The organism is Xaviernesmea oryzae (assembly GCF_900109605.1).
Taxonomy (GTDB): Bacteria; Pseudomonadota; Alphaproteobacteria; order Rhizobiales; family Rhizobiaceae; genus Xaviernesmea; species Xaviernesmea oryzae.
In genome coordinates this window covers 94374-120741 of record NZ_FOAM01000017.1, presented here as the reverse complement: position 1 = coordinate 120741, position 26368 = coordinate 94374, and the positions used below count along the sequence as shown (strand labels likewise).

Below are 26368 nucleotides of genomic sequence, written 5' to 3'. Positions count from 1 at the left end.
CTAAGCTGGATCAGATCGATCCTTGAGCCCTTACTTCTGAAATTAGAACAAACAGGGGCTGTTGTCGCATAAAAACCGCTTACTGATGAAAGCCTCCCCGTAGGAGGCCCCTTCTGTGATGCAAAAAGCCGGCGGATCGCTCCGCCGGCCTGTCCTGTCACTCAGGACACGCTCTTACCACTCGGCAACGCTGCCGTCGGCATGGCGCCAGATCGGGTTGCGCCAGCGGTGGCCTTCCTTGGCGCGTTCGATCACATAGGCTTCGTCCACCTCGATGCCCAGGCCGGGGCCTTGCGGGATGCTGACGAAGCCGTCGGCATAGTGGAACACCTCCTTGTTGGAGATGTAATCGAGGATGTCATTGCCCTTGTTGTAGTGGATGCCGAGGCTCTGTTCCTGGATGAAGGCATTGTAGGAGACGGCATCGACCTGAAGGCAGGCGGCAAGCGCAATGGGCCCAAGCGGGCAATGCGGCGCCAGCGCCACATCATAGGCTTCGGCCATGGCCGCGATCTTGCGGCATTCGGTGATGCCGCCGGCATGCGAGAGGTCGGGCTGGAGAATGTCGACATAGCCGTCCGAGAGAACGCCCTTGAAGTCCCAGCGCGAATAGAGCCGCTCACCGAGCGCGATCGGCGTCGAGCAATGATTGGCGATTTCCTTCAGCGTCTCGCGATTTTCGGAAAGTACCGGCTCCTCGATGAAGAGGAGATTGTAGGGCTGCAGCTCCTTGGCCAAAACCTTCGCCATCGGCTTGTGCACGCGGCCATGGAAATCGACGCCGATGCCGATATGCGGGCCGATGGCCTCGCGAATGATGGCGATGGTCTCGACCGCCTTCTCCACCTTTTCCCAGGTATCGACGATCTGCATTTCCTCGCAGCCGTTGAGCTTGATGGCCTTGAAGCCGCGCGCAACCACGTCGCGGGCATTGTTGGCGACATCGGCCGGGCGGTCGCCGCCGATCCAGGAATAGACCTTGATCTTATCGCGCACCTGCCCGCCGAGCAGCGAGTGGATCGGCTGGCCGAGCGCCTTGCCCTTGATGTCCCAGAGTGCCTGGTCGATGCCCGAGATCGCGCTCATATGCACCGCGCCGCCGCGATAGAAGCCGCCGCGATACATGACGTTCCAGTGATCCTCGATCAGGAACGGGTCCTTGCCGATCAGATAATCGGAGAGCTCGTGCACGGCCGCCTCGACGGTGAGCGCGCGCCCCTCGACGACGGGCTCGCCCCAGCCGACGATGCCCTCGTCGGTCTCTACTTTAAGAAAAAGCCAGCGCGGCGGCACGATATAGGTGGTGAGCTTGGTGATCTTCATCGGTTCGGGTCCCTAGACGTCCTTGGTTGAAGAAGCTTGTTCGAAGGTGAAAGGCCGCGCCGCGTTCAAGCGGGGCCGTCGGACGGCCGTCTGTGGCCGCCGGTCAGGTCGCGCTCGGCAAGATCGAGCATGCGCTGCGAGCATTGGCGCGCTGCCGCCCCATCACGCAGGCGCAAGGCCTCGACGAGCTGGCGGTGCACATCGAGCGCTTCCTCATGGGTGGCGACGGCGGCATTGGAGAGCTTCAGCGAGAAGCGCAGTGCGGCCTCGATCACCCCGGACAGCTCGCTGAAGACGCGATTGTGACTGGCCTTGAGCAGTCCGGCGTGAAAAGCGACATCGGCCTCGGTAAAGGCGAGAAGGTCGCCCTCGCCATCGCGCATGCGCTGCCAGGCGGCATCGAGATCGGCGATTTCCTGCACGCTCGCCCTGGCCGCGGCCAGTTCGGCAGCAACAGGCTCGATGGTACGGCGCGCCTCCAGAATGGCGGAAACGAGATCGAAGTCGACGATCCGTTCGCCGATCCAGTCGAGCACCTGCGGATCGAGGATCTTCCAGTCCCCACGCGCGCAAACCCGCGTACCGATGCGCGAGCGGCCGACCACGAAGCCCTTGGACTCCAGCACCTTCAGCGCCTCGCGAATGACGGTTCGGCTGACGCCATAGCGCTGGCCCAGATCGTTTTCGCGCGGAAGAAGATCGCCGGCAGCAAAGACGCCGTCACAGATATCGGCGGCCAGCGCACGGGTGATCGAGGCTTTGACGCGCGGACGGCGCGTTGGCGCAGGCGCGGTATGCTCGCCCTTTTCCATCGATCCTCCTCGCTCCATCCGCTTCGACAATGCCCTTGCGATCCTCTCCGGCTAGCAAGGCAAAGCGCATCGTGTCCGCATCAAAGCGCAGAGCACGGTTTTTTCCAGCAAACCTCTTGGCGATTCACCCGCCTTAAGACGCATGCTTTCGGCGCATCTTAAAGCTGGATTCATTCATCATACAAGAGGGTAATCAGAATATGATGATGTGCGCTGCAACATCCTGCTGCAGGAGGACCTGCGTCCGCCAAATGGCAGCGAATGGGAAAGTTGCCTTTCAAGATCATCCGGGAAGAAGCAGCCACATCGAGCGCCACGATAGATCTGTGGTGCTTTGCAGCGGTCACGATCAGGGAGGAAGGGGTGCCGTCATTGCCGCAGCTCAATGGCGGAGGCGCAAATCATCCGGCATGGGGTGCATCAGGCACTGACATGGGCGGTTTGGCCGATGTCGATGCACTGGACACAGCCGCGGCCTTAGAAGGGCAGCGCTCAGCCGTATTTGCGCGCCGTCTTCGTCGATTGGCCGCTCGCCTGCAGCGCCCGCTTGTGCTCATACATGGCAAGATCGGCGCGACGAAGGACGGCCTCGATCGTTTCGCCCGGCTCGGTGGTGGCCACACCCAGGGCAATGGAGACCGGCAAATCGGAGTAGAACTGATTGTTGATCTTCAGCAGGTCGTAAATCGTGTCGACGATCGCGGCAGCGGCCTGGCGGTCGGCGCCGGGCAAGAGCACGGCAAACTCGTCGCCGCCGATGCGGGCGGCCTGGTTTGGCGGCGAGACCACGCCGTTCAGCACCTCACCCATGCGGCGCAGCAGGCTATCTCCTGCCTCATGGCCCAGCGTATCATTGGCCTCCTTCAGACCATTGAGATCGATGATAACAGCCGAAACCGGCCGCAGGGTCTTGCGCTGCAGGCGCTTCACCTCGTCCATATAAAAGGCGCGGTTGCGCAGCTTGGTCAGCACGTCGTGCCGGCCGAGATATTCCAGATAGGCTTCCGCCTTCTTGCGCGCCGTGATGTCGGTCAGCGCCACTTGCACGAGCGCCCAATCTTCTTCATGGCCCGGCAGGACTGAGAATTGCAGGAGCACGTAACGCTGCGAACCGTCCAGCGCGTAGTTCACCACTTCGCGATGATGCAGAAGACGTCCGTTCCACAGCTCTATCAGCTGCTCGCGGAAATGCGCCTCCATATCACCGCGAAAGATCTCGCCGAGGCTTTGCAGCAAGGTCGCTCGGTCCGGCGCGCAAAACAGATCGAGCGTCGCCTGGTTGATGTCGATGACCTTGATCTCGCTCATGCAGCGCTGAACGAATTCGGGATGCACATCGGTGAACACGCGCAGATCCTCGATGCCGCTGTCGCGCAGGTCGTCCAGCAGGATCTTGATCTGGCTGAAATCCTCGACCCAGAGCGAGACAGGCGAATGTTCGAAGATCCCTTCGGCATAGGCCCGATGGCGTGCTTCGGCCCGGCGCGCCGCCTCGCGCGGTGTCACATCCTCCGTTGTCAGGAGCAGCCGGTCGAAGCGCTCCTCATGGCCAGGCAGGATCTGGCCGCGCAGCTGGATATCCAGCCGCCGCCCCCTCAGCGTATAATTCACGGCATGGCTGAGAAAATTCGTCTGCCCATCCCATAGCTGGCACAACTCACTGATATGGCTCGTCAGCATCTCGTCGCGGAAGACGAGATCGATATGGGCAACGAGATGCTCAAGGCTTTCCGCCTCGAACAGCTCCAATGTGCGGCGATTGACGGCAAGGATGCGAATGCTGCCCGAGCAAGCGGCAACGCGGGCCGGATCGGCCTCGAGAAACGCCTTGAGATCGGTGACGCCCTCGGCTCGCCAGGTGTCGAACAGCGCCCTGATGCCGCTGAAATCCTCGATCCACATGGGAATCGGCGCGAGCTCGAAAAACGTCTCATCGCCGAAAGCGCTTGTCATGGGAAGCCTCGATGCCTTGATCCGCACTTGGCCGCGCCGTTGCGGCATCCGCTCATCCAGAGGAGACAAGCGGCGCGATCGATATCAGCCGGAACGCTAGCGGCAAAGGGTAAACGTATGCTTTCAAAGCAATCGTTATGGCAGGCCATGCGCCATCAAGATCGGCAAAATCCTGCGAGCTTTCGCCAGCGCTTCAAAAAAGCGACATGCGACTGTGTCAAGGCAGCCGCGTGTCTCATTGCGCTTACGAGGTTATCATGTCTTCCGCCCTCTCCTCTGCTCTGGCCTCCGCCGGCCCGGCTTTGCCCAGCCATGCATCCGCTCGGTTGACGGCGCTGGCGACGGCTGTGCTGAAAGCGGCGGAGACCGCCCGCCCTGCCCTACGCCGCCGCCTGCCCGATCAGATGACCGCCAAGGGCCCGCGCGATTATCAGACGGAGATCGATGTCGCGGTCGAACGCCTGCTCGTTGACGAACTCAGCCGCGCCTTTCCCGATCATGCCATTCAGGGCGAAGAGGCGGTCGGCGACCGCGCGGCGCGTGAGGGCGCACCCATCATTCACATCGACCCGATCGACGGCACGACCAATTTTGCCTGGGGGCTGCCGCATTTCGCCATCACCGTCTGCATTGTCGAAGCGGGCGCGGTGACGGCCGGCATCGTCTATGACCCGATGCTCGATGAGTTGTTCAGTGCCGAACAGGGCGCCGGCGCCTTTTTGAACGGCGAACGGATCGCCTGCATCGAGCATGGCAAGCCGGAGGATGCGCTTGTCGGCGCGGGCCTGCCCGTGCCGGGCCAGGTCAAGGCCGTTTCGCCGGACACCTATTTCGCAGCGCTGAAGCGCCTGATGGACACCACAGCGGGCGTGCGCAGGCTCGGCTCTGCAGCGCTCTCCATCGCCTATGTCGCCTGCGGGCGGCTCGACGGCTTCTTCGAAGATGGCCTGTCCGTGCATGATTATGGCGCAGCCGCCCTTCTCGTGCGCGAAGCCGGCGGCGTGGTGACCGCCTTTTCCGGCGGCCCCGTCACACCGGAAGGCGATATCCTCGCCGCCAGCAAGGCGCTGCATGGCTGGCTGGCCGAGGGATTGCGGTAAGATGAAAGAGCGGACAGCGCGCATGTGGATGACGGCTCGGGAACGACGCGCCGCCATATGCGCCTGACGCCGCTGTTCAGCCCAGCAGCGCCTCTCGCTCCTGACGCGATGTGTTCATTCGCGCCATTGCCGAAGCTAGGACCGCCGCCGTGGCGTGTTCCGGCAGGCCTGCGCCAAAGGGCGGCGCGGGCGCATATTCCAGCGACAGCTGAATGGTCTCAGCCTCCTCCTGACCCAGCAATTCGGCAACAACGGCGAGGCCGAAATCGATACCGGATGTCACGCCGCCGGCGGTCATGAGCTGGCGATCGCGAACGACCCGCTCCCTGACCGGGATCGCCCCGAAGTGCGGGAGAAAATCATGCGCGTTCCAATGGGTCGTCGCCCGCTTGCCTTGGAGCAGGCCGGCCTTGCCGAGCACCAGTGCGCCGGTGCAGACCGAGGTGACGAAGCGCGCAGTGGCCGCTTTCTGCCGCACGAAATCCAGCGTCTCCTCATCGGTCAGCAGCGCATTGATGCCGGCACCGCCGGGCACGCAGAACACATCGAAATCCGGCGCATCGGCAAAGCATGAGTTCGGCGTCAGCCAGAGGCCGGTTGCGGATCGGATGGGTTCGAGATCCTTCCAAACGAGATGCACCTCGGCACCGGGAACGGAAGCGAAAACCTCGTAGGGAGCGGTCAGATCGAGCTGCTGGACATTGGGAAAGCAGAGAAGGCCGAAGCGTAGGGTCATGGGCGTTTCCTTTCTTGACAGACCCGTTTTAGAGGAAGATGAAATGGCCGTTGCGCCAATCAACGCTCGTTTCAGGCCAAAATGCACCACCCACATCGCGTCGAGATCCTCGCCTTCGGCAATGCGCAGCTTCTGGATATCACCGGGCCGGCGCAAGTCTTCGCGAGCGCCAATGACATGAGCGACAGCCGCACAGAGAAGCCTTACGAGATCGAGATCGTGTCTCGGGAAGCCGAGGTGGTGACATCCTCCGGAGTAGTCCTTCGATCCACGGCGCTCCCGGAGGGCTCAGAGGGGCCGGGCACGTTGATCGTCTCCGGTGGACGGGGCGTGAACGAGGCCTGCAAAGATCGCGCGCTTCTCGACTGGCTGCGTCGCAGGGTCTCGCTGTCCTCGCGAACGGCTTCCGTTTGCAGCGGCGCCTTCCTCCTTGCCGAAGCGGGGCTGCTGGATGGACGACGCGCGACCACACATTGGCAGCGCTGTGCCGAATTTCGCCAACGCTATCCCGCGGTCCGCCTGGAGGACGATCCGATCTTCGTGCGTGACGGAACGATCTGGACCTCAGCCGGCATCACCTCCGGCATCGATCTTGCTTTGGCCATGGTGGAAGCAGACCGCGGCAAGGCTCTGGCGCTTGCCGTCGCGCGCCAGCTCGTGGTGTTCCTCAAACGTCCGGGCGGACAGGCGCAGTTCAGCGCCATGCTCGACCTGACAACGGGTGACGACAGATTTGAGCGGCTGCATGCCTGGATCGCGACGCATCTTGCCGAGGATCTGTCGCTCGAAACACTCTCCCACGAAGCGGGCATGAGCCTTCGCACCTTCTCGCGCCGCTATCGGCAAAGCACGGGACGCACGCCGGCAGAAGGCGTCGAGATGATCCGGTCGGAGGCCGGACGCCGCCTGTTGGAGGAAGGAATGCCGGTGACGCGGGTGGCAGCGCGCTGTGGCTTCGGCTCGACCGAAACCATGCGCCGCATCTTCCTCAAGCATTTGGGTGTCGGCCCCGCTGCCTATAGGGACCGGTTCTGCCGATGACCGTAGGTGCGTTCCGCCTCAGCCCGCTCGCGCCAGCGCCTGCTCTAGGCCCGCGGGATCATCCGTCGTGATCTGGTCCACCTTCAGCGCCAGCAGCCGTTCGGCATCGGCCACCGCTTCAGGCGAGGTTACTGTCAGCGTGTAGGCATCGACCCTGCGATCTGCCTGGTGAAAGGCGGCAATGATGTCGAACCCGGCTTCGGCGGCGAAGAGCACCAGGGGATATTCCAGATAGATCATGGTGGCGTGCGGCGAAGCTTCGACGGCCTGCGCGACGAAGCCCTTGAAATCCCGGCTTTCGCGCAGGGCATCGCTCGCGCCGAAATGGCAGGGATCGTAGCCGATCGGCATGTCGGGCACGGCGGCCGACAGCCGCGCCACAGCCTCGGCATCGCCGGCCGAGAGAATGACGCTGCGCGCCACCGGCTGAATGGCCCGGGCAAAGGCCGCGATATCGTCTTCGCGAATGCTGGTCGAGGCTTCCTTCATGTCGAGCTGGACGACCGCAGCGGTCTCTCCGGCCTCGGCGCGCGTTTCCGCGATCAGCCGGCCGAGATCCTCGATCAGCATCACCGGATGATCGGTCGGTTGGCCGTTTTCCAGCCGCAGGCGCAAGCCGCGCAGGGTCTCGGCGCTGGCGGCCAGAACCGGGCCCTGGCCGGTTGTCGCCGCGTCGAGCGTTTCGTCATGCAGCACGGCAAAGCCCGGATCGGCATAGCGCACAAGGTCGATTTCCAAGCTGGCGCCGAGCCTCAGACCCTCGATCAGCCGGTGGCGGGTGAAGGAGAGATCGCCGGCCTGGCGGCGGCCGCGATGCCATTTGAACCAGGTCTCATGCCCGTCGCGCCGGATCGAAATACCGCGCGAACCCTCACGCATGGCTCATACTCCGTTCGGTTGCTTCAAGGTCCGATGTCGTCTGATAGACCTGACGCCCATCGCGGAAGGCATGGAAGGCGGATACGCCAAGCTCGACCCGCAGGCCGCGCGGCGCACGTGCGTCGGGCCCGGCCATGCATTTGATGCGGGTGCCGTCCGTCAGGTCGATATCGATCAGCTTATGTGTGCCGAAATCGATAAGACGGTGCACCTTGCCGGCGCGCGGCCGCTCGCTGGGCGTCAGGCTCATCGCCTCCGGCCGGATGCCGAGGATCACCGGCCCATCGGCGATCGGCAGCGGCAGCGTCAGGTCGTCATGCCGGGCAACACCGTCTTCCACGTCGGCGCGCAGGAAATTCATCGAGCCAATGAAGCCGGCGACGAACTCCGTCTGCGGCGCGCGGTAGATGACATCCGGCGGCGCCACCTGCTCCATGACGCCATCGCGCATCACGACGATGCGGTCGGCCAGCGCCAGGGCCTCATCCTGCCCATGCGTGACGAAGAGCGTGGTGATGCCGAGCCTGCTCTGGATGTCCTTCACCTCGTCGCGCAACCTTTCGCGCAAATGCTGGTCGAGGCTGGCGAAGGGCTCGTCCAGGAGCAGGATCTTCGGCTCCAGCACCAGGGAACGGGCAAGCGCCACGCGCTGCTGCTGGCCGCCGGAGAGCTGGGTAGTCATGCGCTGGCCGTAATCGGCCAGGCCCACCATTGCCAGCGCCTGCTCCACCTTCTCGCGGATGTCGGCGCGCGGCAGGCGGCGCAGTTTCAGGCCGAAGGCGATGTTGTCAAATACTGTCCAGTGCGTCCACAGCGCATGGCTCTGAAACACCATGCCGGTCGGCCGGCGCTCCGGCGGCAGGTGGGTGATATCCCTGCCGTCGATCAGGATCTCGCCGGCGCTCGGCCGCTCGAAACCGCCGATCATGCGCAGAAGCGTCGATTTGCCGGAGCCCGAGGGGCCGAGAAGGCAGACAAGCTCGCCATTCTCGACATCGAGCGAAACATCGTTCACCGCAAAGCCGCTGCCGAAGCTCTTGCAGATATTGCGAATGGTCAAACGGGCCATGAGCGGCTCCTTCCTGTCAAACGGTCCGCCTCAGGCGCCGAAGCCGCGGGCAAAGGCTCCGGTTCCCACGGCCCGCCGCGCAAAGATCAGGGCCAGAAGCGAGGGCACCCACAGCATCACGGAGAGCACGGCGCCATATTGAACGACGAGTTGGTTGTTGATGAAGCTGATCATCAGCACCGGCATGGTGCGGATCTGCGGCGCGCCGATCAGCCAGGCGCCCTCTGTTTCGTAGAAAGTGTTGACGAAGGTCATCAGCATGGCGGCGAAAATCGTCGGGCCGGCCTGCGGCAGGGTGATCGACCAGAAAACCCGTAAAGGTCCGGCGCCGGCATCGCGCGCGGCTTCCTCCATTCGCCGGTCCACGGCCTGGAAGGCGGAGACCGGCACCCAGATCATCAGCATCAGCGTGCTGACCAGCTGGATCAACACCACGCCCCAGAAGGTGGCGATCAGCCCGACATGCAGAAATATGCCGGCGATCGCCACGAGAAGCCCGAATTTCGGGAAGGCATGGGAGGCCAGGAAAGAGAGGAACAGCAGGTTGCGGCCGGGAAAGCTGAGCCGGGCGAAGGCATAAGCTGCCGGCAGGCAGATGATGGCCGAAAGCACGGTCACCACCGTTGTCAGCCGCAGGCTGAGGAACAGCGCGTTCCAGACATCGGCGCGCGCCAGCGTCTGGCTCCAGAAGCGCAGACCGAACTGCTGGGGGATGAGCGACGGATAGCGCCAGACCTCGGTAAACGCCCAGGTGCCGACCACCAGAAGCGGCACGACGATGACCAGCGTCAGCCCAAGTGCGAACAGCAGCCCAGTCCAGTCGAACGGCTGACGGACCGTCCGTTTGGGCGGCACAGCAGTGCGGGCCGACGGCCTGTTTGGCACGGCGCTCATCGGCGGCTCTCCCGGTTGCGGGCGATGGAGCGGACATAGAACAGGCCGAAGACTAGGCAGAAGCCGAAGCTGATCACGGCCTGGGTCAGCGCGTTCAGGGGGTCGTTGTTGTCGGAGAAGGTGCGCTCCATGAAGGGACCCATCATTTCCGGCGAGGCCGGGCCCAGCACATAAGGCAGGGTGAAGGCGGAGAAGATGCCGAGCACGGCGAAAGACAGGGTGACGAGCAGCGAATTGCCCATGCGCGGCAGGATGATCGAGACCAGAACGCGCAAAGGCCCGGCGCCGACATCCCGTGCCGCTTCGACCGAGGCGTTGGAGATCTGGCCGAGGCCCGCCGTCAGCATCAGCACCGTCAGAGGCAGATTGTCCCAGACCAGCCCGATGACCGGCCCCCAAGGGGTGAGATAGGGCGTCGGCAGCTTCGGCAGGCCAAGCGCGTTGAGGACGAGATCGACCGTGCCATTCGGCCCGATGGTGCGGATCAGCGCATAAGACAGGATGATCGACGGCACGAACATCGGGAAGATCGCCAAGGCCTGGACATAGGACGCGAAACGCCCGCGCGAAAATCGCAGGTAGAGCGCAATCGGCAAGCCGACGAGCACGAGGAGGAGGCCGCAGACACAGGTGGTCCACAGCGTCACCCTGAGATTGGCGAGGCTGTAGTCATCGCTGAAGAAGAAGCGGTAGCTGGCGAGCGAAAAGCCGCGCGCGCCGTCCGCGCCGACGGGAAACATCGTCTCTACAATCGCGGCAAGGATGGGATAGAGGATCAGCCAGCCGAGCAGCAGCACCGGCATGGCCACGAGCGCCAGACCGATGATGGCACCGCCATATGCCGGCGCGCGCGCACGCGCCGGGAGAGTTGATGAGAGCATGGCCATCAAGGCGGATCAGCTGCGGCTGATGGTTGGCGCGACGTTGCGGTACCAGCCATCATTGACCGCCTTTTCCCAATCGCCAGACGGGAAGACCGGGATCGAGGCCGGGATGACATCGGCATATTTCTGGCGGATCGCATCGGACAGATGATCCCAGGAAACGCCGGGGAAGCCGCCGAGCTCGGAGATCACGGCTTCCTGGATTTCCTGCGTCAGCAAGAAGGAAGCGAGCGCCATGGCCCCATCCTTGTGCGCACCATTGGCAAAGATCGTGGCATGGGCAAAGCCGCCGCAGAGCGCGAGATCGGAAAGCTGGACGAGGCCAGTCGTCTCCGGCAGCACGCCTTGATGAATCGCCTGGAGCACCTGGTCCGACCAGACCGGAACCATGGTGACGACGCCTTGCGCCAGCAGCTGGATCGACTGGGTATTACCGGCCGTATAGGCGCCCTTTTCATAAAGCGACGGCGCCAGGTCCTTCAGCACATCCCAGGCCGGCGGCAGCATCTTGGCGGCGGCTGCTTCGCTATAGTTGTTGACGGTGAAGGCACCGGGGTCGCGGCCATTTACCTCATGGATGGCGCGGCGGACGAAATTGCCGCCCGAGCCGCCCTTGTCCGGACGGTTATAGACGAACTGGCCGGGATGGGCCTTGATCCAGGCGACGAGCTGTTCCCAGGTCTTGGGCGCATCCTTGGCGGCGAGCTTGGTCGTGTCATAGGCCAGCAGCACCTGCGAGCCGCGATAGGGCAGCGAATAATCGCTGTCGATCGCCAAAGGGTTGACGCGCTCATGGCCCTTGACCTCGGAGGCCTTGACCCAGAGCCCGGCTTCGATGCCGCCTTTGGGCAGCAGCGGATCGAAGGTCTCGAACAGATCGGCCTGCGGATCGGCCTTGGAGGCGAGCGCGGCGAGACCGCGATCGGCAATGGCGCGTAAGCCATTGTTGTTGCCGGCATCCGTCAGCTTCACGGCGATGTCCGGATAGGCCTTGGCAAAGCCTGGCAGAACCGTGTTGTTCCAGAAATCAAGGACGTTCTTGTCCGAGCCGCAATAGGCATCGACCGCACCGGCTGCCGCCAGCGACAGGCGCGGCATGAGGGAGAGGCCGGCGACGGCCGAGGAAGTGATCAGGAAATCGCGTCTGTTCATCGGTCGGGTCTCCAGTGCGGGGGCGCAGACGGGTCAGGAAAAAGGGCGTCGTCCGGGATGCGGCGGTTTCCTGCCGGAAAGCAAAGGTCCGCCGCGCCGGGACAGCGGGGCCTTGCTAGCTGCGGGCGATGACAGGGGGATGACAGAGAAACGCACAAGCAAGGGCGATGCTAAAATGGCGCTTCGGTTCTGAATGGAACGTTTCGACAGAGGAGAACCGACCATTACCAGGCGAAAGGCCCTCTCGCCGTGGAAGCACGAGATGGCGACAAGTCGCGGCATCCCGTGAGGCGGAAACGCAGCCGAGATCAGAGGAAATAGATCATCTTCAGCGGCATCAGCGCTGCGCCGATGGCGGCCGCATCGCCGGCAGTCTCGGCCAGCACCAGTCGCGCTTCCGCGGGGGGCGCATTATAGCGATGCGGCCGCGACGAGGGCATGCGCACGCGCGCGATCATCATCTCGCCCAAAGCGCGCGGCAGCTGTCCGCCAAAGACGATGGCCTGCGGGTCGAGCACGGTGACCAAGGTCGCCACCAGCCGGTTGAGGAGCGGCATGGTCTGGTCGAGCCAGGCCTCCACGCCGGGCCATGCCGGATCGAAGCGCCGGCGCATATCCTCGACAGAACCCACATCGACGCCTTCGGCTTGCAGCGCGCGCAGCAGATATTGCAGGGCTGGACGATGATGCGCCTCCTCCGGCTCGTAGATGCCACTGAATTCGCCGGCATTGCCGTGAAAGCCATGATAGGGCCGGCCATTGAGGATCAGGCCACCGCCAAAGCCGTAATTGAAGGAGAGATAGGCAAAGGTGGAACACCAGAGCCCGGCGCCGCGCAGGCTTTCGCCGACAGCCGCCGTTGTTGCATTGTTGTCCATCCAGACCGGCAGGCCGAACTGCGCCTTGAGGATCGGCTTCAGATCGATCAGCGACCAGTCGCGCAAGGGCTCAGGCGCGTTGAAGGCGCGGCCCTCATCGACGAAGAATCCCGAAATCGAAAAACCAAGGCCGATCAGCTGCGACCGGGCGATGGAATGGCGCGCCATCATCGCCGCGAGCCGCTCGCTCAGCGCATCCAGCGTGCGCATGCGATCCTGAGGGCCGATCTCCAGCTCCTCCTCCTCGACGATCCGACAACAGAAATCGGCAAGGCAAAGCGTGGCGGAATCCGTGTTGACCGAAATGCCGACGGAATAGCCTGCGGTTGCCGCAAGCTCGATCGTCGGGCTCGGCTGGCCGCGCATGCCTTTCAGCGGCGCGCCGATGCGCAGAAAGCCCCGCTCGATCAGCCCCTCGATCAACCGATGAACCGACTGCTGGGTGAGATTGGTGCGGGGCGCAATAGAGGATCGTCCGATCGGCATGGAGCGGCGAACGATATCCAGGATCATCCGCTCATTGTCGCTGATGGGCACCCTCAAGTCATCATTCGAGATCATCGCATGCCTGCTGCCGGAGCCTGCGGGAAACCGCAAAGACAAAGCTGGACGCGGCACAGGCGGGCGTCGCGCGACGACGCCATGGGCCACATGCTGAGGCTTTAGAACGTCCTCATGCAGGGCGCAAGCGGCGCGCGAGCCGGCATCGGTGCTGTTGCCTCCATCGCATATTTCATATAGCTGTCATAAATATTACACGTCGTGTGTAATAATAGAGGCCATCATTCCTCGCGAAAGGCCGCTTCCATGTCCCGCACCCTGATTGCCCTTCTCTTCACCAGTGTCGCCGCTCCTGCGCTGGCTGCCGACAGCAACCTGAAGAATCTCGATGTCGACCTCTCCAAGGTCACGCGCGAAAATTTCTACGAGGTCGTCGTCCCCGCCGCCAAAAAGGAAGGCACCGTGACGATGTATAATTTTGCCGGCAGCTTCGGCGATGTCTGGAAGGAGCTGATCGGCCGCTTCGAGACCAAATACGGCATCAAGGTCGCCTATAACGACGTCAATCTCGACCAGGCCAACCAGCAGCTGATCGCCGTTCACCAGGCCGGTCAGGATGCGCCTGTCGACGCCTTCTTCGCCGGCGGCGGCAGCTTTCCGCTGCTCTCGTCCACCGGCGTTCTCGGCAATGTGCCTCTGACGAAAATCCTGCCGAATTTCGACCATTACGATCCGGCCCTTGCCGAAAACGTCTTCGGCCGCGCCCATGGCGGCGCTTTCCCGCTGGTTCATCTCAACCAGACCGCCATCGGCTACGACAGCGCCTTCGTGAAGGCTGACGAGGTGCCGAAGAGCTTCGACGACCTGATCGTCTGGGCGGAAAAGCATCCCAAGCAGCTCGGCATCACCCTGCCGGCCAAGGGCGGATCGGGCAGCGGCTTCATCTATTCCCTGGCGCTGAACACGCTGACCGGCGAATGCCGCGCCAAGCTGACCGACACCAGCCAGACGCTGGAACAGGCCGAGGAATGGGCGATGTCGACCGATTGCCTCACGCCGGTCTGGGACTATTACCGCCGCCTGATGAAATCGGCCGAACTGACCAATGGCAATGCCGACACGCTGAACCTGATCAACAACCAGAAGCTCCATATGGGCACCGTCTGGGAAGACCAGGTGATGACCTTCATTCGTGGCAAGCAATTGCCCGACAGTTTCCGCCTGACGCTGCTCGAAAAGGGCCAGGTCGGTTCGGGCGATGCCTTCATCGTCGCCGCCGATGCCAAGCATCCGGCTGCCGCCATGCTTCTGATCGATCTGGCGATGAGCAAGGAATTTCAGGCCTGGAAGCTCGAAAACAAGGCTTCGCGCTCGCCCCGCACCGACCTCAACAGCAGCCAGATCAACCCGGAGACCGCCCAATATCTGCTGCCCGACGCCGTCTATCCGCGCCTGAGCACCTCGGTGTTCTGGGACATGGCCAAGGCACTTGGCGAAGCCCTTGACGAGAAGGTGCTGAGCAACTGAGCCGGCGCTTCGGGGAGCCGGCGCAAGCCGCGCTCCCCGAGCCCCGTTCGAAGGAGCCGGAAACGCCATGCTCGACATCCAGAACATCACCAAGGACTACGGTCCCAGCCGCGCCTTGCACCCCGTCTCCGTTTCGGTCGACAAGGGCGAGTTCATCACCATCCTCGGCCCGTCGGGCTGCGGAAAATCCACGTTGCTGCGCATCCTCATGGGCATTTCCCGCCCCAGTTCGGGCGAGATCCATCTGGCCGGCAAGCGTATCGACCCGCTGCCGCCCGAAGCGCGCGATATCGCCATGGTCTTTCAGTCCTATGCGCTGTTTCCGCATATGTCGGTGGAGAAGAATCTCGGCTTTGGGCTGCGCATGAAGCGCGTCGACAAGGCCGAGCAGAAGCGCCGCATCGCCCATGCGCTTGAGATCTGCAATCTGACGGCGCTGTCGGCGCGCATGCCGCGCCAGCTTTCCGGCGGCCAGCAGCAGCGCGTGGCGCTAGCGCGTGCCATCGTCATGCAGCCGAGCCTGATGCTGTTTGACGAGCCGCTGTCCAATCTCGACGCCAAGCTGCGCGACAGCCTGCGCGCAGAACTGGTCGACCTCCACCGCAAGGTGGGCGCCACCAGCCTCTACGTCACCCATGACCAGGCGGAAGCCATGGCCATGTCCGACCGCATCCTCGTCATGAATGGGGGGCGCGTGGTGGAAAGCGGCTCGCCCGTCGATCTCTATCGCCGGCCGAAACATGCGTTTACCGCCGGCTTCCTGGGGCTCACCAATCTGGTGCCTGTACGCGCCCATGGCCTTCAGGCGGCGCTGCCCTGGGACGGCGATCCGGTTCTCCTGACCGAGGAGCGCAACGGCATTGCCCGCATGGCGCTTCGGCCTGAGGCCATTCGCCTGGAGAAGGCCCACCATTCTCCGGCCGAGGTCACCTCGACCACCTTCCTCGGCTCGAATGTACTGCATCTGGTTAAGGTCGCCGGCATGGAGCTGAAAGTGACCCGGTCCGGCACCGAGCCGATCCTTGAACCCGGCGCGCGCGTTGCCATCGCCATCGACGGCCTGCAGCACCTGCTCGTCGAGAGCGATTCGGTGGAGGCGGCGTGAGATGACGGCGCTCTTCAACGATCGCCGGCTGCAGCTTCTCCTGCTGCTCGCCCCCGGTGTCGGCTATCTCCTGTTCTTCTTCGGCACGCCGCTCTTCCAGGCGCTGCGCGAAAGCCTTGTGACCGATCAGGGCGATTTCACCCTGATGTGGTATCAGCGGGCCTTCTCGCGCCCCAGCATGGTGCGCGGGTTGACCACCTCGCTCTATTACGGTCTCGCGCCGGTCTTCGTCTCTTTGGCGCTATCGGTTCCGCTGTCGGTTTTGATCCGCCAGTCCTTCATCGGCCGCAAGCTGTTCAACGGGCTCTACAAACTGCCCTTGGCGGTGCCGAGCCTGATCGCAGCGCTGGCCGTCATCATCCTGGCCGAACAGGGCGGCTTCCTTGATCGTGTCCTCGCCCATGTCGGCCTGTCGCTGCCCAAGATCGTGCGCGATGACGCAGGGCTGGGCGTTATCTTCACCTCGGCCTGGAAACAGGTGCCGTTCATGACGCTGATCATCACCAGCGCCTTTGCCGCCATTCCCGAGGATCTCAGGCTTGCCGCCCGGGCCTTCGGCGCCTCGCGGCTGCAGACCTTCCTGCGCGTCGAGGTGCCGCTCGCCATGCCCGGCATCAGCGCGGCGGTGCTGCTCACCTTCATCGGTTCGATGGGATCCTATGCCATACCCGATCTCGTCGGCCCGCCATCGGCGCGCCCGCTCTCCGTCCTGATGGTCGAGGGCTTCAAGAACGGCAAATTCCATGAGGTTTACGCCATGGGCATGATTCTCAGCGCTTTCGCCATCGCCGTGCTGATCGCCTACTACACCTTGACCCACCGCATCGGCCCGCAGGCTGTCACGGGAGACGAACGATGAGCGCGATCGCAGCCCCTGTCCCGCTTGGCGAAAAGCGCATCCGCTTCACCGAGGAAGACCGTCCGCTGATCGCCTTCGGCCTCTTCACCGCCCTCGGCCTGACCGTCCTCCTGCCCTTGGCCCTGATGTTCCTCTGGAGCGTGGCCGACGGCTGGTCGCCGCCCAACATCGTTCCAGCCGCCTATACAGGCGAGCGCTGGGCGGCGGTCCTTTCCAATTCGGACATATTGAATGCCGGGCTCACCAGCCTGTTCGTGTCGGTGGTGGTGACGCTGGCCACGGCGGTGATCGCTTTGCCAACGGCCTGGGCCATGGCCCGCATTCCCTTCCGCGCCAAGCGGCTGGTGGAAATCTTCATCCTGGCGCCGATGATCATTCCTGGTCTCGTCGTCGCCGTCGGCATCGGCCGGCTGTTTCTCAGCCTCGGCCTCGCCTATTCGATATCGGGCGTCATCCTGGTGCAGATCGTCGGCACGCTGCCCTTGATGATCCGGCTGATGACGGCGACGCTGGAGGGTATTCCGCAGGAACTGATCCATGCCGCCCGCTCGCTCGGGGCCGGCACCTTCGGCGTGCTCATCCATATCATCCTGCCGCTCTGCGTTCCCGGCCTGCTGGCCGGCGGCCTGCTCTCCTTCGTCGCCAGCTTCGAGGAGTTCGACAAGACATTCATCGTCGGCGCGCCGGCGGTGCAGACCCTGCCTGTCAGACTTTACATGTATCTCGATCCCTATTCGATGCAGCTGCCGATGGCCTCGGTGGTGGCCTTTCTGCTGCTCGTCCCCGCCCTCATCATCTTCGTCATCGCCGGCCGCGTTCTGCGCGACGACCTCATGGCCGCCGGCATGGGCAAGATGTGACCCCTCCTGCCGCGGTCCGGCTTTGAAAGGCCCGGGCGCGGCAGGTCTTCGATCGGCAGATCCTGCCGATACCCAACCACGCTGGAGCGGCGACGCGCTATCGGTTGCGATCCGCCGCTCTTCCTACCGCAACCTCCCCACGTTGAAGATCTGCCCATGTCCCTCTCCCAGACTGCCGCCATCGCCGCCGCGCGTGATCTTGCCACCCTGCCCCTGCTGGATCTGTCCAATCCGGCGATCCTCACCGTCGCCCATCGCGGCGTCTGGACCAGCGCCCCGGAAAACTCCCTGCCCGCCATTCGCGATGCCATCGCGCTGGGCGTCGAAATCGTCGAGGTCGATGTCCAGTCGACCGCCGACGGCCATCTCGTGATCATGCATGACGAAACGATTGACCGCACCTCGACCGGCAGCGGCACCGTCAGCGAACTGCCCTTCGCCACGGTGCGCGCCGCCACCTTACGGGCCTGCGATGGCGGCGAAACCGCCGAGATCACGAGTGAGCAGATCCCCACGCTGGAAGAAGCGCTGGAGGAAGCGCGCGGACGGGTCGTCTTGAACCTCGACACCAAATATGCTCGCGATCTCGATGCCGTGGTCGCCACCGTCAAGCGGCTTGGCAGCGAGGCTGACGTGGTGATCAAGAGCCCGATCAACACGGATGAGGAACGCGCCGCGCTCAGGGATGCACCTTGGTATGGCACGCTGCCGCATATGCCGCTGATGAAGGCCCGTCCCGGCCGTTTCGTCGAAGACCTCGCCTGGCTCGATGCCTTCAACGTACAGATGATCGAGGTGAAATTTACCGATCTCGCCGATCTCGACGCCGCGCGCGATACGCTGAAGCGTCGGGGCGTGCGGCTGTGGATCAACACCCTGGATTGCTCACACAATCTCGACCTCAACGACACCCGCGCGCTCCAGGAGCCCGACGCCGTCTGGGGGCGGCTGATCGAGGCAGGCGCCGGCGCGATCCAGACCGACACGAACGAGGCCTTCAAGGCCTGGCTTGCGGCACGCCAGGGATAGGGGTCTCATAACAGGCTGTCTGACGACAGGATGTCATCGACCTGTCATGATCAGGATGAAGAAGCGGCGCGATGGCGGCCACACGCCATTCTGCCCGCTTCGGGCAGCGGCGCGCCGCGACAATGCAGCATCAGTTGCCCGCCGCAATTTTGACCCATGCCGCTTCTCCCCGTGGAGCGGTTCGAAAGGATTTGGAACCATGAGCAACCCCCATCTCGGTCGGCTGTCCGCCGCCTCGATGATCATCGAGGAAGCCGCGACGATCGCGCTCACCTTCTTCGAAAGCCGCGACAGGATCGCCACCCGCACCAAGGCCGCAGCGCAGGACTTCGTTTCGGAAGCCGATACGGCCGTCGAAACCTTCATTCGCGAGAAACTGGCCGCCGCCTTTCCCGGCGAAACGGTCTGCGGCGAGGAATTCGGCGGCGCGGCGGACGAGGCCTATTGGATCATCGATCCAATCGACGGCACCTCCAATTTCCTGCGCGGCTCGCCACTCTGGGGCATCTCGCTCGGCTTTGTGCGCGCCGGCCGGCCGGAACTCGGCGTCGTCGCCATGCCGGCCGAGCATCGACTGTATGCTGCCGCCGATGGCACCGGCCTATTCTGTAACGGTGCCGCGCTCAAGCGACCCGAACCGATCGCCGATATCCGTGTGGTCTCTCTCGGCGATCATCCGCAGGAAGATTTCGAGGCCGCTGCCCGCTTCCAGGTCGGCCTGCGTCAGGCGGAATGGATCGTCGAGGGCTTTCATTCGACCTCAGTGTCGCTCGTCTATGCCGCGCGCGGCATTTTCGATGGCCATCTCCAGACCATGACCACCATGTGGGACATTGCCGGCGGTGCCGTGCTGGCGCGCGAGGCGGGGCTGGACGTACGCATCGGCCGGAATAGAGACGGTCACGAATGGATCGCCGCCGGCACACCGACTTTGCTGTCAGCTGTCGAGCCGCTCTGGCCTGAGATCGCCGGCTGAGAAAAACGAGCCTTGCGGCCGGCCCTCAGCCCGCCCAGCCAAGACTGCGCGAGAGCGCCTCGGCGATCCCGCGCAGCCGGCCTCCCAACCGGTCGAGCGTCTGCGGGCTTGCTTCGCCTTCCATGAAGCTCAAGGCCACACCGGCCACCGGCTGCCCTTGAGCATCCCGCACCGCTGCGCCGACGCAGGCCATGCCCAAGCGAACCTGGCCGTCATCAATCGAATAGCCGCGCGCACGCGTTGCCTCCAGCTCGGCAAGAAAGACGTCGAGCGAGGCCACACTGCGCGGCGTCAGAAGATCCGGCCACGTGCCTTTCAGAATCCGCCGCACATCCGCGTCCGCCATGCCGGAAAACATCGCCTTGCCCGTCGCCGTGAAGGGCGCGGCAAGTCGCATGCCGATGCGGAAGGTGATACCCAGCGGCGCGGCGCCGTTGCGGCAGGCCAGATAGACCACATCCGTCCCATCCAGCACGCTGAGCGTCACGCTATGGTCGCTCAGGCTTTCATCGGCGGCCAGATGTCGGCGAAATTCCTCGACCAAATCGGATTGCGCCAGAAAGGCGTTCGACCAGCGCAGCGACCGCGGCCCGAGCCGGAGCAAGCCCTGCGGCGTGCGGGCGATGAGATCGAGTTCATCGAGCACCAGAATGAGCCCATGCGCCGTGCTCTTCGGCAGTCCTAGCGCCTTTGTCAGCGTGGCCGGAGACACCGGCTCGCCGCATGTGGCGAGATGATCGAGGATTGCCACCGCGCGCCTCAGCGCCGGCACCGTCAGCTGTCCCTCGCCTGTCTGTTCCAGCCGCTCCATATCGTCCCCTTCCGTCTCATTCAGCCCGGCGGCTTGACCTTGCCGCCCATTCTCTGCATTATTTCATCATATGGAATCGAGTTCAATATATTGAACAACCAGTGGAGAAAATCATGACGCAGATGCCTAGTGCGCTCACGCGCAGTGCCTGCTTGATCGATGGCGAATGGCGCAAGGCTGCAAGCGGCGAGGAAATCGTCGTCACCAACCCGGCCGATGGTTCGGAGGTCGGCCGTGTGCCTTCCTTGAGCGCTGCGGAAGTGGAAGAGGCTGTCGCGGCGGCCGAGCGTGCCTTTGCCGACTGGTCGAAGCGTGCAGCGCGGGATCGTTCCGCTATCCTCAAGCGCTGGTTCGAGCTGATCGTCGCCCATGCCGACGAGCTTGGCCTGATGATGACCCTCGAACAGGGCAAGCCGCTGGCGGAAGCCCGTGGCGAAGCGCTCTATGCCGCCTCCTTCATCGAGTGGTTCGCCGAGGAGGGCAAGCGCGTCTATGGCGATGTGATCCCCTCGCCGCAGACCGACAAGCGCATTCTCGTGCTGAAGCAGCCGATCGGAGTCTGTGCCGCGATCACGCCCTGGAATTTCCCGGCGGCGATGATCACCCGCAAGGTCGGCCCGGCGCTGGCCGCCGGCTGCACCATGATCGTCAAGCCGGCCGAACAGACGCCGCTCACCGCGCTGGCGCTCGGCGTGCTGGCCGAACAGGCCGGCCTGCCCAAGGGGGTCTTCCAGGTGGTGACAGGCGATGCGAAGACCGTCGGCGGCGTTCTCACCGGCAGCGACATCGTGCGCAAGCTGAGCTTTACCGGCTCCACCGAAATCGGCCGCATTCTGATGGCGCAATCGGCCCCGACGATCAAGAAGCTGTCGCTGGAACTGGGCGGCAATGCGCCCTTCATCGTTTTCGACGATGCCGATCTCGACGCGGCGGTGGAAGGCGCGATCGCCTCCAAATATCGCAATGCCGGCCAGACCTGTGTCTGCACCAACCGTATCTATGTGCAGTCGGGCGTCTATGAGGCCTTTACCGAAAAGCTCGCCGCGCGCGTGGGTAGCCTGTCCGTGGGCGTTGGCACCGAGCCGAACGTCTCGATCGGCCCGCTGATCGATGACGACGCCATCGAGAAGGTCGAGGCCCATGTGGCCGATGCGCTGGAGAAGGGCGCGAAGGTGCTGGCCGGCGGCAAGCGGCATGCACGGGGCGGCACCTTCTATGAGCCGACCGTTCTGTCAGGTGTTACGCAGTCCATGCGGGTGGCGCGCGAGGAGACCTTCGGGCCTGTTGCGCCCGTCTTCCGCTTCGACACCGAGGAGGAGGCGGTCACCATGGCGAATGCCACCGAATTCGGTCTCGCCGCCTATTTCTACACGGAAAGCGCGCGGCGTGTCTGGCGCGTGGCCGAGGCGCTCGAATACGGCATGGTCGGGCACAATACCGGCCTGATCTCCAACGAGGTCGCCCCCTTTGGCGGCGTCAAGCAGTCCGGCCTCGGCCGCGAAGGCTCGCATTACGGCATCGAGGATTATCTGGAGATCAAATATCTCTGCACAGCCATCGGCTGATCCACAGGCGGTTGGACGGCATAAGGCCGGCGCTTTCGCAAGCGTCGGCCTTATCTTTTGGAAGGGAAGGCTACCGCCGCTTCTTGCCCGCGCTCAGCGCCACGGCCACGACGATGATCAGGCCGGTCGTCAAATCCTTGAAGAAGGGATTGACGTTAAGGATGTTGAAACCGTTGCCGATCAAGGCCAGCAGCAGCACGCCAGCGATCGAGCGCCAGACGGCGCCCGCCCCGCCATAGATGCTGGTACCGCCGAGGATGACGGCGGCGATGGCTTCGAGCTCCATGCCCGCGCCCGCCTGCGGCTGGCCCATGGAGATGCGCGAGACGGCGATGATGCCGGCGAGCCCCGCCGCAAATCCCGACAGGCCGAAGGTGGCGATCTTGACCAGATAGGTGCGCACGCCCGACAGGATCGCCGCCTCCTCATTGCCGCCGACCGCAATCACCCGGCGACCGAAGGTGGTGCGGTTCAAGAGCACCATCATCACGATCACGAAGACGAACAGCACGAGCACGGCGATATTGACCGGCCCGACACGCCCCCGACCGAGCCAAGCAAATTCTTCCATGCGCACCGGGATCAGCGCACCGCCGGTGATCAGCACTGCGATACCGCGATAGACGAGACTGGAGGCGAGCGTTGCCAGGAAGGAGTGGACATTGAAGGCCGTGATCACAAGGCCGTTGACCACGCCGAGCACGAGGCCGATCAACGGGCCGGCCACCATGCCCAGATAGGGGTCCACGGTTACCGCAAGCCAAGCGGCCGAGACGCTGGCGACGCCGAAGATCGCCCCTGTCGACAGATCGAACCCGCCGGCGATGATCACCAGCGTCAGCGCCGACGCCATCAGGGCCAGCGGGGCGCTCTGGTTGAGAATGTTCAGGAGATTGCGCAGGCTGAGGAAGGACGGGCTGAGCAGCGTGAGCGCGAACATCAGAAGAACGATGATGATCAGCACGCCATAATCACGCAGGAAGGCGCCAGCGGAAAAATGCCTGTTGCCGGTCGCTGCCTTGTCGGCGCTGGAATGGGAGGAAATGGGATTGACGCTCATGAGGAAGGCCCCTGGGGCTCGTGGCTGGGCGCGGCGGGCGTATCGCCGACGTGAAAGAGGCGGTAGAGCACCTGGTCGGGTGTGATCGAGGCGCAATCCACCTCGCCGATGACCCGGCCCTCGCTCATCAGATAGCCGCGATGGGACAGATTGATGACCTCCTCCAGCTCGGAGGAAATCAGGAGAACCGCGACGCCCGCGCGTGCCAGCTCGACGATGAAATCATGGATGCGCCGCCTTGCGCCGATATCCACGCCTCGGCTCGGCTCGTCCAGGATCATGACCTTCGGGGCACCATAGGCCCATTTGGACAGAAGCACCTTTTGCTGGTTGCCACCGGAATAATAGGCGACCTCGCCATCGACAGCGCCCGGCACGATGCCGAAATGGTCGATCATTGCGCGCGTGCGGCGCTTCTCCTCGGCCATGTCGAGAAAGCCGAAGCGGCTGATGCGTTCCAGATGCGGCAGGCTCATGTTCGGCCGGGTGCGCTGGGTCATCACCAGGCCCTGCTTGCGCCGGTCCTCCGGCACCAGGGCGATACCGGCCTTGACGGCGGCCTGCGGGCTGAGGCTCGACAAGGCTACGCCGTCGAGCCGGATCGCACCTGCACTCAGGCCATCCGCCCCGAAGATCGCCCGCGCCACCTCGGTGCGCCCGGCCCCAACCAGCCCGATCAGCCCGACGATCTCGCCGGGTCGGATCGACAGGCTCACCTCTTTCAGGCCCGCACCGCTCGATACGCCGGAAAGCTCCAGCCGGGGCGCGAGATCGGGAGACGGTGCCGGCGGCCGGTCGGGATAGGCAACCTCGGCGCTCTCGCCCAGCATGCCTTCCACCAACGAGGCCTTGGTCTCGCCGGCGATCGTGCCCGTTCGCACCACGCGGCCATCGCGCATGATCGTCACCCGGTCCGCCACCTCGATCACATGATCGAGGAAATGGGTGACGTAGATGATCGTCCGGCCTTCGTCGCGCAGCCAGGCGATGACCTTGTGCAGCCGCTCGGTCTCGTCAGCGGTCAGCGAGGAGGTCGGCTCGTCCATGATGATGATGCGGGCATCGCGGGCGATCGCGCGCATGATCTCGGCCTTCTGCCGATCGGCAATGGCGAGATCGCCGAGCTTGCGGCGCGGATCGAGCCCGAAGCCGCAACGGGCCTCCAGGGCCGCGAAGCGGCGGTTGTCGGACCCCGTGAGAAAGCCGGCAACATTGTCCTCAAGGCCGAGAAAGACATTCTGCGCGACGGTCAGCTGCGGCACCAGCTGCAGCTCCTGATGGATCATCGCCACGCCGAACTGCATGGCGCGGCGCGGCGTCGCCTGGTCGAGCCGCATGCCGCCGATCTCCACCACACCCTTGTCGGCGGCATAATAGCCGCCGATGATCTTGCCGACGCTGGACTTGCCGGCGCCGTTCTCGCCGATCAGCGCGTGCACCTCGCCTGGCTGGAAGCTCAAGGAGACCCCATGCAGGATCTTGGCGGCGCCAAAGCTCTTCTCGATGCCAGAGAGATGGACGGACGGGCTCTGCGCGCCGGCCGCCGGGGCTGGCTGCGCCGCCGCCATCAGCCCTGCCACTCCGCCTTAAAGTCTGGATGCTGATCGAGCCAGGGCTTGGTCACGATCTGGGGCGCAGCACCAAGCGTGGTCGGATCGATCCAGGTCGGCGGCGTTTCGCCCTTCAAGGCCTTGACCGCGCTGTCGAGCGCGGCGCCCCCCATGCTGGCCGGAAACTGCGCCAGCGTCGCATCAACCTTGCCCGCCCGGATCGCATCGACGGTGATCTGGTTGAGACCGCCGCCGATCAGGAAGACATCGTCCGGATTCTTGCCGGCATCCGTCAGGGCGATCTCGACGCCGATCAGATGCTGGTCGGCATTCGACAGAACAGCGTCGATATCCGGATGGGCCTGGAGAATGTCCTGCATCGCCGTCATCGACTTGTCAGGATCGTAATTGCCCTCGCCCGTGGCGACAATCTGGATATTGGCGTGCTGGCCGAGCACCTGCTTGAAGGTCTCGTAGCGCAGATTGTCGAAGGGGTAGATGAGCTGGCCGATCATGACGACGACCCGGCAGGGAGATTTGTCCTTGCAGTAATCGACTACGGCATTGGCTTGCGCGGTCGCGCCTTGGGCAGGATCCTCGGCCACGGTGGACGTCAGACCCTTCACCTGCGGCTGCATGTCTTTCAGATTGGGACCGACGGGAAACAGCGCCGTGACCACTTTGATGCCCGCCGCGGTCGCTTCTTCCAGGGCCGGAGCGATGCCGACCGTGTCGTTCGGCGTGATGATGAAGGCGTTGAACCGGCCGCCGGCGATCAGGTCTTCCACCTGCGAATATTGCTTGGTGGCATCGAAAGCGGCGTCGAAGATCTCCACCTCGACGCCCTTCTGCGCGGCAGCGGCTTTCTTGATGCCATCATAGATCGCCTGATTATAGCCGTTCTGGCTGGAGGCCGCGAGGAACGCGACCCGGTAGCTATCCTGCGCCATGGCTGGCTGCGTCAGCGCGGCGGTGCCGAGCGCCAAAAGAGAGAGGAGACTGTTTCTCAGTTTCATTCGCATGTTCCCTTGTTTCTTGTTTTTCAAGCAATGCCGGCTTCAGACAGGCCGCGTCACCAGCAGAAAGGCAATGATAGCGTAGGGCATCAGGGCCGGCAGCGGCGCCAGACGCTCGGCCGTATAGCTCCCGGCCGCATCGAGCAGGTTGATCGTGCCGATCACCTGTCCGCCGACGACCACGGGCACGTTGACGTTGGATTCGCAGCCGAGCGAGCGGATCAGCTCCCAGTCGAAGAAGACCTCGGCTATCTCCTCGATCGACAGCGTCGAGAAGACCTCCTGACGACGCAGGACGATATCGGTCCAGGCATTGTCGGGAATCGGCTTGAAGCCGCCAACCGGATAGGCCTCGGCATTGTCGGTATAGATGCGGCGCGAACGCCCCTCCGTCACCTTTTCGCCCTCGATCTCGAAGACGGATGCCGTGAGCAGCCTGGTGCCGAGCGCGGCGCGAACGAGCTCCGCAAAGGCTGCAAAAGCCCGATCAGGATCTTCAAACCGCACTGCCGTGAGGAAGGCTTGAACAGCCGCGTCTGGCAACATGGAACACCTCCAATTTGTCCCAAGGCTAGTTCGCATTCAGTTTGTCGACAAGGCCTGTCGTAACGGTTCGATCATTTTTTTCGAAGCAGTTCACCGACGCAGCAGCCATCGAAACGTAAGCCTATGTAGACAAAAAGCTTTTTTCGCAACGCCGCTTGCACCGTGACCCAGCCTCTATGCGAAGGCTAAAAATCTCGCCGTTTTTACGCAAAAAGATCCTTGTCGACATTTTGGATGCAATG

24 protein-coding genes are annotated in these 26368 nt (G+C 63.7%); 9 read left to right on the top strand and 15 right to left on the bottom strand.

All coding sequences use genetic code 11. The features are described from left to right. Positions 1-174: 174 nt before the first annotated feature. The 3 genes from dgoD to BMX61_RS19345 form a co-directional block, all read right to left on the bottom strand. Positions 175-1323, bottom strand: a complete 1149-nt coding sequence (gene dgoD / locus BMX61_RS19355) for a galactonate dehydratase (protein WP_075628696.1) — start codon at positions 1321-1323, stop codon at positions 175-177. Between the two features lie 65 nt (positions 1324-1388). Next, entirely contained in the window at positions 1389-2135 is a 747-nt protein-coding gene (locus tag BMX61_RS19350; protein WP_092742939.1) for a FadR/GntR family transcriptional regulator, read from the bottom strand. A 492-nt stretch (positions 2136-2627) separates the two neighbouring features. Further along, complete coding sequence (locus tag BMX61_RS19345; protein WP_075628788.1) at positions 2628-4088, bottom strand: sensor domain-containing diguanylate cyclase; 1461 nt, start codon at positions 4086-4088, stop codon at positions 2628-2630. Between the two features lie 257 nt (positions 4089-4345). On the opposite strand from BMX61_RS19345, the gene BMX61_RS19340 reads away from it, so the two are divergent. Beyond that, the gene (locus BMX61_RS19340; protein WP_075628698.1) at positions 4346-5188 is read left to right on the top strand and encodes an inositol monophosphatase family protein; all 843 of its coding nucleotides are present in this window, start codon (positions 4346-4348) and stop codon (positions 5186-5188) included. 76 nt (positions 5189-5264) lie between these two features. On the opposite strand, the gene BMX61_RS19335 is transcribed toward BMX61_RS19340, so the two are convergent. Further along, complete coding sequence (locus BMX61_RS19335) at positions 5265-5924, bottom strand: DJ-1/PfpI family protein (protein ID WP_075628699.1); 660 nt, start codon at positions 5922-5924, stop codon at positions 5265-5267. Positions 5925-6005: 81 nt separating this feature from the next. On the opposite strand from BMX61_RS19335, the gene BMX61_RS19330 reads away from it, so the two are divergent. Next, positions 6006-6965 (top strand): GlxA family transcriptional regulator, encoded by a 960-nt coding sequence (locus BMX61_RS19330; protein ID WP_075628700.1) that lies wholly within the window; start codon positions 6006-6008, stop codon positions 6963-6965. A gap of 18 nt (positions 6966-6983) precedes the next feature. Here BMX61_RS19330 and BMX61_RS19325 read toward each other — a convergent pair whose 3' ends face one another. The 6 genes from BMX61_RS19325 to BMX61_RS19300 all read right to left on the bottom strand — a co-directional run bounded on the left by BMX61_RS19325 (position 6984) and on the right by BMX61_RS19300 (position 13282). Continuing rightward, positions 6984-7844 carry a glycerophosphodiester phosphodiesterase gene (locus tag BMX61_RS19325; RefSeq protein WP_075628701.1) on the bottom strand — a complete coding sequence of 287 codons (861 nt, stop codon included), beginning with the start codon at positions 7842-7844 and terminating at the stop codon, positions 6984-6986. Further along, the gene (locus BMX61_RS19320; protein ID WP_075628702.1) at positions 7837-8913 is read right to left on the bottom strand and encodes an ABC transporter ATP-binding protein; all 1077 of its coding nucleotides are present in this window, start codon (positions 8911-8913) and stop codon (positions 7837-7839) included. Before BMX61_RS19320 ends, BMX61_RS19325 begins: the two co-directional genes overlap by 8 nt. A 30-nt stretch (positions 8914-8943) precedes the next feature. Further along, a complete protein-coding gene (locus BMX61_RS19315; RefSeq protein WP_083639540.1) occupies positions 8944-9807 on the bottom strand; it encodes an ABC transporter permease in 864 nt (287 codons plus the stop codon). Beyond that, positions 9804-10688, bottom strand: a complete 885-nt coding sequence (locus BMX61_RS19310) for an ABC transporter permease (protein ID WP_075628790.1) — start codon at positions 10686-10688, stop codon at positions 9804-9806. The genes BMX61_RS19315 and BMX61_RS19310 overlap by 4 nt, the downstream gene beginning before the upstream one ends. A 15-nt stretch (positions 10689-10703) precedes the next feature. Continuing rightward, entirely contained in the window at positions 10704-11843 is a 1140-nt protein-coding gene (locus tag BMX61_RS19305) for an extracellular solute-binding protein (protein ID WP_075628703.1), read from the bottom strand. A gap of 308 nt (positions 11844-12151) precedes the next feature. Beyond that, positions 12152-13282, bottom strand: coding sequence for an ROK family transcriptional regulator (locus BMX61_RS19300; RefSeq protein WP_075628704.1), 1131 nt, complete (start codon positions 13280-13282; stop codon positions 12152-12154). Positions 13283-13528: 246 nt separating this feature from the next. On the opposite strand from BMX61_RS19300, the gene BMX61_RS19295 reads away from it, so the two are divergent. From BMX61_RS19295 to BMX61_RS19270, 6 genes are all read left to right on the top strand, one after another. Beyond that, on the top strand, positions 13529-14749 hold the full coding sequence (locus tag BMX61_RS19295; protein WP_075628705.1) for an extracellular solute-binding protein: 1221 nt from the start codon (positions 13529-13531) through the stop codon (positions 14747-14749). A gap of 67 nt (positions 14750-14816) precedes the next feature. Beyond that, positions 14817-15854, top strand: coding sequence for an ABC transporter ATP-binding protein (locus BMX61_RS19290; protein WP_075628706.1), 1038 nt, complete (start codon positions 14817-14819; stop codon positions 15852-15854). A 1-nt stretch (position 15855) separates the two neighbouring features. Beyond that, entirely contained in the window at positions 15856-16713 is an 858-nt protein-coding gene (locus BMX61_RS19285; RefSeq protein WP_075628707.1) for an ABC transporter permease, read from the top strand. Then, positions 16710-17573 (top strand): ABC transporter permease, encoded by an 864-nt coding sequence (locus tag BMX61_RS19280; protein WP_075628708.1) that lies wholly within the window; start codon positions 16710-16712, stop codon positions 17571-17573. The genes BMX61_RS19285 and BMX61_RS19280 overlap by 4 nt, the downstream gene beginning before the upstream one ends. Positions 17574-17729: 156 nt before the next feature. Beyond that, complete coding sequence (locus tag BMX61_RS19275; protein WP_075628709.1) at positions 17730-18602, top strand: glycerophosphodiester phosphodiesterase family protein; 873 nt, start codon at positions 17730-17732, stop codon at positions 18600-18602. Between the two features lie 199 nt (positions 18603-18801). Further along, the gene (locus BMX61_RS19270; protein WP_075628710.1) at positions 18802-19578 is read left to right on the top strand and encodes an inositol monophosphatase family protein; all 777 of its coding nucleotides are present in this window, start codon (positions 18802-18804) and stop codon (positions 19576-19578) included. Positions 19579-19603: 25 nt separating this feature from the next. On the opposite strand, the gene BMX61_RS19265 is transcribed toward BMX61_RS19270, so the two are convergent. Next, on the bottom strand, positions 19604-20389 hold the full coding sequence (locus BMX61_RS19265; RefSeq protein ID WP_075628711.1) for an IclR family transcriptional regulator: 786 nt from the start codon (positions 20387-20389) through the stop codon (positions 19604-19606). 110 nt (positions 20390-20499) lie between these two features. Here BMX61_RS19265 and BMX61_RS19260 point away from each other — a divergent pair, with 110 nt between their 5' ends. Continuing rightward, positions 20500-21954 (top strand): NAD-dependent succinate-semialdehyde dehydrogenase, encoded by a 1455-nt coding sequence (locus tag BMX61_RS19260; protein WP_407703800.1) that lies wholly within the window; start codon positions 20500-20502, stop codon positions 21952-21954. A gap of 70 nt (positions 21955-22024) precedes the next feature. On the opposite strand, the gene BMX61_RS19255 is transcribed toward BMX61_RS19260, so the two are convergent. From BMX61_RS19255 to BMX61_RS19240, 4 genes are read right to left on the bottom strand one after another with little or no spacing between them, the layout of a single operon-like run. Continuing rightward, a complete protein-coding gene (locus BMX61_RS19255) occupies positions 22025-23014 on the bottom strand; it encodes an ABC transporter permease (protein WP_075628713.1) in 990 nt (329 codons plus the stop codon). Further along, entirely contained in the window at positions 23011-24582 is a 1572-nt protein-coding gene (locus BMX61_RS19250) for a sugar ABC transporter ATP-binding protein (RefSeq protein WP_075628714.1), read from the bottom strand. The genes BMX61_RS19255 and BMX61_RS19250 overlap by 4 nt, the downstream gene beginning before the upstream one ends. Then, the gene (locus BMX61_RS19245) at positions 24582-25580 is read right to left on the bottom strand and encodes a sugar ABC transporter substrate-binding protein (protein WP_170854982.1); all 999 of its coding nucleotides are present in this window, start codon (positions 25578-25580) and stop codon (positions 24582-24584) included. Before BMX61_RS19245 ends, BMX61_RS19250 begins: the two co-directional genes overlap by 1 nt. Before the next feature lie 42 nt (positions 25581-25622). Then, positions 25623-26126: a GAF domain-containing protein gene (locus tag BMX61_RS19240; RefSeq protein ID WP_075628716.1), complete on the bottom strand. Its 504-nt coding sequence runs from the start codon at positions 26124-26126 to the stop codon at positions 25623-25625. Between the last annotated feature and the right edge of the window lie 242 nt (positions 26127-26368).